At 41.2% G+C, this 7,921-nt stretch carries 5 protein-coding genes; 1 reads left to right on the top strand and 4 read right to left on the bottom strand.

Annotated features, from left to right (window positions below; all coding sequences use genetic code 11):
- Positions 1-15 precede the first annotated feature (15 nt).
- A complete protein-coding gene (locus tag AC4PL9_RS12340) occupies positions 16-1,143 on the bottom strand; it encodes a pirin family protein (protein WP_491605053.1) in 1,128 nt (375 codons plus the stop codon).
- Between the two features lie 140 nt (positions 1,144-1,283).
- Here AC4PL9_RS12340 and dxs point away from each other — a divergent pair, with 140 nt between their 5' ends.
- Positions 1,284-3,242, top strand: a complete 1,959-nt coding sequence (dxs, locus tag AC4PL9_RS12335; RefSeq protein ID WP_491605052.1) for a 1-deoxy-D-xylulose-5-phosphate synthase — start codon at positions 1,284-1,286, stop codon at positions 3,240-3,242.
- A gap of 10 nt (positions 3,243-3,252) precedes the next feature.
- Here dxs and AC4PL9_RS12330 read toward each other — a convergent pair whose 3' ends face one another.
- The 3 genes from AC4PL9_RS12330 to AC4PL9_RS12320 form a co-directional block, all read right to left on the bottom strand.
- Complete coding sequence (locus AC4PL9_RS12330) at positions 3,253-4,221, bottom strand: polyprenyl synthetase family protein (protein WP_491605051.1); 969 nt, start codon at positions 4,219-4,221, stop codon at positions 3,253-3,255.
- The gene (rfbA, locus tag AC4PL9_RS12325; RefSeq protein WP_491605050.1) at positions 4,221-5,084 is read right to left on the bottom strand and encodes a glucose-1-phosphate thymidylyltransferase RfbA; all 864 of its coding nucleotides are present in this window, start codon (positions 5,082-5,084) and stop codon (positions 4,221-4,223) included. Before rfbA ends, AC4PL9_RS12330 begins: the two co-directional genes overlap by 1 nt.
- Before the next feature lie 68 nt (positions 5,085-5,152).
- Positions 5,153-7,798: an efflux RND transporter permease subunit gene (locus AC4PL9_RS12320; protein WP_491605049.1), complete on the bottom strand. Its 2,646-nt coding sequence runs from the start codon at positions 7,796-7,798 to the stop codon at positions 5,153-5,155.
- Positions 7,799-7,921: the final 123 nt, after the last annotated feature.

Here is a 7,921-nt window from a genome sequence, read left to right as displayed (position 1 = left end):
CTTTCACAAAAAAAATTATCCCTTTATCTCCTCTCTCCCATCTGAATATTTGGCAAAGCGCCCTGATTTTCTGTCATGTACCTGATCATAACGACTCCAGGGCCATCCACCGAATTGCGTCCGTTGGTATTCCATAAAGGCTTCCTGAATCTCCTGTCGGGAATTCATTACAAATGGGCCATGTTGTACAACAGGCTCGTTAATGGGTCTCCCCTGTAAAATAAGTATTCTAGCCCCGTCTTCACCGCTTTCAATCTGTAAGTCTTTCGTCGGCTCAACATCAACAGCGTGATACTCCGGTATTTCTTTATCAGCTATACGGAGGTTCTTCCCATCATAAAAAAACAAGGTTCTGTTTACCCCCTCTGCAGTTGCGGGTAATGTGAACTCCGTGTTGCTATCCATTCGAATGACATAAACTCCCACATGATTATTCCCGTCAAATGCCCAGGACTCCTTTGGCGGAACAGGTGCTTTTTTTCCAAAAAGCTCTCCTGCCATCACTTCGATGTAAACACCTTCTTTGTAATAGAAATGAGGTATTTCTTCATTCCAGAACATCTTATAATCCGGTTCAGCCATTTTACTTTTTGCCGGTAAATTCAACCAAATCTGGAATAGCTCTAATGGATTTCTCTCCTCCTGCTTTAACAAAGGAAACATCTCTGAATGCATCAGTCCCTTTCCTGCCGTCATCCATTGTAAATCTCCGTTTCCATACCTTCCTGCTCCTCCCGCCGAATCAGCATGATCTACCATCCCTTTGCGAACAACGGTTAGCGTTTCAAAACCACGGTGTGGATGTCCGGGAAAACCAGGTACTCTTTCACCATGGTACATTCTCCACCCGTCTTTTATATGAAAATCAGAACCTATCTGTCTCCCTTCAAGGGAAGCCTGAGGTCCCATTTCCGCATTACCTTCCGGGAAATTATCCTCATGATGCACACAAAACAGAAATGGATCGTGCGTTTGCCACTGAAAACCTAATGCCCGTATTTTTTTTATTGCTTCCATATTTTTATCTTTTTCAGAAGAACCTGAAGAACGAAACGCTCCCAGAACCGGGATAGCCGCTAAAGCCGTTGAACCTAATGCTATTTTCTCAAGAAACTTTCTGCGATCGTTCTTTTTTATCCCCATAATATATACTTACATATATTTACCAAGGTAAATATATGGTTTTTTACCAATTCTTCCAACAGCAAAACAAAATAATCCCCCGGATTGTTAGTTAAATACTCAAGAAAGGCCGTAAATTTGTATAGATTAAAGCCGTTAGGATGACGGAGTATAGAACTGGTACATATCTCTCTCAAATCACTATTCCGCAGGATATGCGGGATAAATTTGCTCTGGAAGATCTTCCCGATATTTCTGAAGATGTTCGTCAGTATATTATTGATGTTATCTCCGAAATCGGTAATTCTCATTTCGGTGCAAGTTTGGGAGTAGTAGAATTAACAGTTGCACTCCATTATGTGTTCAACACACCTTATGACCAGCTAGTCTGGGATGTAGGACATCAGGCCTATGGACACAAGATCTTAACCGGCAGAAAAGAAGTGTTTCCTACTAACCGAACGAAAGGAGGAATCAGCGGCTTCCCAAAACGCTCGGAAAGCGAATATGATACTTTTGGCGTTGGTCACTCTTCTACGTCCATTTCAGGAGCATTAGGAATGGCAGTCGCGAGTAACTATAAAGGCGAAAAAGAGCGACAACACATTGCGGTAATAGGAGACGGAGCTATGACTGCCGGGCTAGCTTTTGAAGGGCTAAACCATGCAGGTATGCTTACTGATGCCAACTTACTTGTCGTTCTTAACGATAATTGTATGTCCATCGACCCTAATGTCGGTGCTCTTCGTGAATATCTGACGGATATCACTACTTCTCACACGTACAATAAAGTGAAAGATGAAGTATGGCAGTTACTAGGAAAGATATCAAAATTCGGGCCCAATGCACAGGCAGTCGCTTCAAAAATTTCCTCTGCACTCAAAGGGTCACTCCTCAAGCAAAGTAATTTATTTGAATCACTGAACTTTCGGTATTTCGGTCCGGTAGACGGTCATGACAGTATTGCTCTTGCCAAAATTTTAAACGACCTGAAAGACATTCCGGGCCCCAAGATCCTTCATTGTATCACAATGAAAGGAAAGGGATATAAATTTTCGGAAGAAGGCGACCCGACCAAATGGCACGCACCGGGAATTTTTAATAAAGAAACCGGAGAAATAGTAAAAGTTGTTCCCAGCTCTCCGCAACCTCCAAAATACCAGGATGTTTTTGGACATACCATTGTTGAGCTGGCTGAACAAAATGAAAAAATCATGGGGATCACTCCCGCCATGCCTACGGGGTGTTCGCTGAACATTATGATGGAGGCCATGCCTGATCGTGCTTTTGATGTCGGTATTGCCGAACAGCATGCCGTTACTTTCTCAGCAGGACTGGCCACGCAAGGTATGATTCCATTTTGTAATATCTATTCCTCTTTCATGCAGCGGGCTTATGATCAGGTGTTGCATGATGTTGCTCTTCAGAATCTGAATGTTGTCTTTTGTCTGGATCGCGGTGGTTTAGTCGGTGCTGACGGAGCTACACATCATGGCGCTTATGATCTTGCCTATATGCGGAGTATTCCCAACATGATCGTATCTGCTCCCATGGACGAGATAGAACTTCGGAATCTGATGTTTACCGCCCAACAAGAGAATATGGGACCCTTCTCTATCCGCTATCCACGCGGTAAAGGGGTTACTGCTAACTGGAAAAACCGAATGAAAGCTATTCCGGTAGGTCGTGGTCGTAAAATCTGCTCAGGAGAAGACATTGCCATTTTATCCATTGGGCACGTTGGTAATTTCTGTAAAACCGCCATAGAACAGTTAAAAACGATTAATGTTTCTGCAGCGCATTATGACATGCGTTTTGTCAAACCAATTGATGAAACAATTCTACATGAGGTTTTCTCGCGATTTGATCATGTCATTACCGTAGAAGATGGCTGTCTGATGGGAGGTATGGGGTCCGCCGTTCTGGAATTTATGGCAGATAATAACTACGCATCACGTATTGTTCGATTGGGAATTCCGGATCGCTATATTCACCAGGGAACACAGGAAGAACTTTGGGCAGAATGTGGTTTTGATACGCAGGGCATCATCTTAAAAGTCTGCTCCGTTCTGGGAGTAGAACCTCACCTTAAAAACAGATTGGCAGGAGGAATGAAATAATCCTACTCTCTTATACTTCCCGATTCATCAAATACTCAGCAACTTTCAAGAGAGGTTTTTTCTTTTCAGCCGAAACCGTAACAAGTTCAATTGATTCAAGTGCAAGAGCATAATGTCGTTCCATCTCAACTCGTGCCAGATCTCTCACACCCAACTGATCGAAAATCTTTCGGGTTTCTTCAACTTTCACTTGCTCGTCCACCTCTTCTGACAACTCTTGCAACTTTTTCTGCTGCTCATTATCAGCTAATTCAAACGCCTTTAAGAGCAAAAAAGTTTTTTTATTCGCCAGAATATCACCCCCTACCTGTTTTCCGAACTTATCCGGATCCGCGTACAGATCAAGAATATCATCCTGCAACTGGAACGCAATACCAACATTCTCACCAAAACTATAAATCCGTTGTACATCATCAACGGAGGCATCAGCCACTATTGCTCCCATTTCCAGAGCAGCACCAAGTAAAACAGATGTTTTCAGACGGATCATTTCAATGTATTCATCAATCGAAACATCATAACGTGTTTCAAAATCCATATCCATCTGCTGTCCCTCGCATACTTCCATAACCCGAACGCTAAACGTATGCAAAAGCGTATTCAGATAAGCATTCGTATTCCGTGCCAGATAGTGATAAGCGACAACAAATAACGCGTCACCAGACAGGATTCCCGTCTTCTCAGACCATTTCGTATGTACGGTGGGATATCCACGCCTCAATGGAGCATTATCCATTATATCATCGTGAATAAGACTAAAATTGTGAAACAATTCGATCGCCAATCCTGAATTAAGTGCTTCTTTCGGATTACCACCGAACAACTCTGCACTCATCATACTCAGAATCGGGCGCATTCGCTTCCCCCCCAAGCCAAGCAAATACGTAATCGGATTATAAAGACCAGATGGTTCGCTTTTGATCTTTAACTCTGTAATTTCTTTTTCAATCAGCTGTTTATAAGCGTCAATGCCTTGCATTAGTCTTTTATTAAATTCAACAGGTAATTACCATATCCGCTCTTCACAAGAGGTTGTGCCAACTGTTTTAATTGCTCTTTATCAATAAAATTATTGCGATATGCAACTTCCTCTATACAACCTATTTTTAGCCCTTGTCTATCCTCAATAACCTGTACAAACTGACCTGCCTGCATTAAAGAAGGAAACGTTCCCGTATCTAACCATGCTGTTCCTCTGCTAAGAACAGCTACTTTGAGTTTTCCTTCTTTAAGATAATGCGCATTGACATCCGTTATTTCATACTCTCCCCTTGCCGAAGGCTTTAGCTGCCGGGCAACTTCAATAACCGTATTGTCGTAAAAATAGAGTCCGGGAACCGCATAATTCGATTTCGGCTGTTCCGGCTTCTCTTCAATCGAAACCGCATTCATGTCCTTATCAAACTCAACAACACCATACCGTCTGGGATCAGAAACGTGATAAGCATAGACAACTCCTCCCTCCGGATCACTGTTTTCCTTTAACAGTTCGTCCATTCCAACACCATAAAAAATATTATCTCCCAGAATCAGTGCAACTTTATCTTCCCCGATAAATTCTTCTCCAATAATAAATGCCTGTGCCAATCCATTCGGTTCAGGCTGTTCGGCATACTGAAAATTACATCCTAGCTGTGAGCCATCACCCAACAACCTCTCAAAGTGGGGAAGATCATGCGGTGTTGAGATAATAAGTATCTCGCTAATTCCTGCACTCATCAAAATTGACAGGGGATAATAGATCATCGGCTTATCATAAATAGGCATCAATTGCTTACTGATAGCCAATGTAAGGGGGTGTAGCCTGGTTCCGGATCCTCCGGCTAAGATAATTCCTTTCATTATAGCGTCTTTTTATGCTAATCGAGCATAAAGTTCTCAAAAAAACCAAGAACAAATGATTTCGAATCTTAGTTTTTATTCACATCGGTTGTACCTTCCGTTTTCACCTGAAGATCATCCAGTTCAATATCCTCTTCCTCATCCAACAATTCGAAATACGGTTCTTTAAATGACTTTGTACTTAACTTACGTTGCAGAGACAATAACAGGGAAGGAAGCACAACAAGATTGGTAATCATGGCCACCAAAAGTGTTAAACTTACAAGGAGCCCCAGCGCTTGTGTTCCTCCAAATTGGGATAAAGAGAACATATTAAACCCGAAAAACAATACGATAGATGTATAGAACATACTCAAACCTGTTTCTCTAAGGGCGCGTAGTACGCATCCATTTAAGTCCCACGCTCTGTTTTTGAGCTCCTGACGATATTTGGCAAGGAAGTGAATCGTATCATCTACCGAGATACCAAAGGCAATACTAAACACCAGAATTGTCGATGGTTTGATCGGAATATGAAAATACCCCATTATACCGGCAGTTACGAGTAAGGGAATAAAGTTTGGAACCAAAGAAATTATTACCATTTTCCAAGATCGGAAAAGGAAAGCCATCAAAATCGAGATAATGACAATTGCAAAGAAAAGACTGGTCAAAAGGTTTTTCACAAGGTATTGCGTTCCTTCAGCAGCCACAACCGAAGTTCCTGTAACCGTAAAATCAAAGTACTGATTACTTATTGCAGACCGAAGCACCTCATCAAAATTATCCTTTTTGTAATACTCTCTTATCAGCTCGGGATTCATATCAAATTCCAGCTGCTTATCCACGTCTCCACCTGACAACAGATCTGTTGTTGCCATATAAATACTATTATTACCAAAAAGAATAGAGTCCGCATACGTCGTCTCTCCCTTTTCGAATTTTGAATAATAGTGTTCCAACTGCTTTTTATCCGGGTTAAGGATACTGTCCAAAATAGGCTTAAGACTATCCACCTTTTCAGCAATCTCATACGAGCCAATATCCAGAATTTGAAGGCGTACACGAAGAGTGGTATTTGTTGTATCAACCAATTCCTTCAATGTAAATCCCCCCATGCCATCTGCCGACTCCCGGAAATTATCAAAATAAGGCTTTAAAAAGCGACGATCCTTACTCGCAATCAAGCTATACTGATCGGGATTATTCCCGTAATACGCCATATTAATTGCTTTTACAAAGTCGACCAGAGAAAGTGACTTACTGAACAAAGTATCTGCTTTGAAATACTGTTGCATTTCTTCTACTTTCTCCAGAGTTGACCGGGCAAAAAGTCGTCCGGGCTCTTTGTAGTTCACCATTACTTCGAAAGGAATCGCTCCCTGGAAGTGCTCCTGAATAAAATTGACATCTTCCAGAATCGGGTCTCCTTCCGGCAAATCACCTGTAAGATTTCCGGTTGCTTCTATTTGCGTAATTCCTATCGCGCTAATCAATATTACAGCTCCTGTAGCTCCATAAACCCACTTTCTTTTGTGGGAAACAAGAAATGCAAATTTATCTACCAGATTTCCGGTATATCGGTTTTCAAGGTGCTTAAGGTGTCTTTCCTTCGGGTTATTTGCTAAAGAAAAAACAATAGGAATTATTGTAATAGAAAGCAGGAACACCATTAAGATATTCACTGACGCGACGATTCCGAATTCAATTAGTTTTTCGGAGTTAGTGAAAATAAAAGTTGAAAAACCAAGTGCTGTTGTAAGGTTGGTCATAAAGGTCGCGTTTCCGATCTTTACAATCACCCGTTGCAGTGCTTTTATTTTATTTCCATGATGTGCAACTTCTCTATGGAATTTGGTCAGCAGGAAAATACAGTTCGGGATTCCTATCACAATCATAAGTGGAGGAATCAAAGCCATAAGAATAGAAAGGTGGAAACCAAACAATCCTATTGAGCCTAATGACCATACAACCGCAATTATCACAACAAGGTTACAGATCAATACGACTCGTACCGAACGGAAGAAAATGAAGAGTAAAAGAGAAGTAACTCCAATTGCCAGAGCAATGAAAATATACATTTCATTCAGCACCCGTTTACCAATTACGACGCGAATGTGTGGAAGTCCTGCAAAATGTATTCTTCCAAAATTGTGCTCATACGTCAACGCCAGTTCCTCTATATCCAATACAACATTTGCTTTCTTCTGATCGGATAAAAAGCTTTCGTCAACGGAAATAAGCATTAATGAAACATTTGTGGAATCATTAAACAGGAGATGGTCATAAAGTGGGTTCGTCCGAATTAATGTTTTAATTTCATCGATACTTTTTTCAACGTAGTTTGTATCAACAAAAATAACCTCCGTTTCAAACTTTTTCTCTTCTTTGTTGTTGACCAGCTCGACAAGGTTTGCTTCAGAGATAACTGATTCTACCCCCGGAATATCCCGCACTTTATCTCCAAGTTCCTTCCATTTTTTGAAATTCTCCTCAGTGTATAGTTTCTCGGACTGAATAGCAAAAACAAGTGTCCCCCCGTCTTCACCAAACATACTCTTAAACTTCAGGTAATTCCGCTGTGCAGGAGAGTCTTTCGGGAGCATATTCCCGTATTTGTTATCCAGCTTTAGTTTTGTCGACGCAAAATAAGCAAACCCTCCCGTAATAAGGAGAATTACTGTTATGATTAACAGTCGATTTCTAAGTATAATCTGAGACAGTGTTTGCCACATAGTTCTTTACAGTTCAAACCCACAAAGGTAATCAAATTGAGGTAGTATAGAGTTCCCTTTAGGTTTTTTTGACCAAAGGCAAGACTCTATCAATCATTCAGCTAAAATCAGGTATGAATACGA

The sequence above is a fragment of the Wandonia sp. genome, from assembly GCF_984588085.1.
This window is presented reverse-complemented; position numbering and strand designations above follow the sequence as displayed.

What these genes read in the sequence shown, in the direction of transcription:
- AC4PL9_RS12320 (WP_491605049.1), bottom strand. Translation starts at nt 7,798, where the DNA reads ATGTGGCAAACACTGTCTCAGATTATACTTAGAAATCGACTGTTAATC.
- AC4PL9_RS12330 (WP_491605051.1), bottom strand. Translation starts at nt 4,221, where the DNA reads ATGCAAGGCATTGACGCTTATAAACAGCTGATTGAAAAAGAAATTACA.
- AC4PL9_RS12340 (WP_491605053.1), bottom strand. Translation starts at nt 1,143, where the DNA reads ATGGGGATAAAAAAGAACGATCGCAGAAAGTTTCTTGAGAAAATAGCA.
- dxs (WP_491605052.1), top strand. Translation starts at nt 1,284, where the DNA reads ATGACGGAGTATAGAACTGGTACATATCTCTCTCAAATCACTATTCCG.
- rfbA (WP_491605050.1), bottom strand. Translation starts at nt 5,084, where the DNA reads ATGAAAGGAATTATCTTAGCCGGAGGATCCGGAACCAGGCTACACCCC.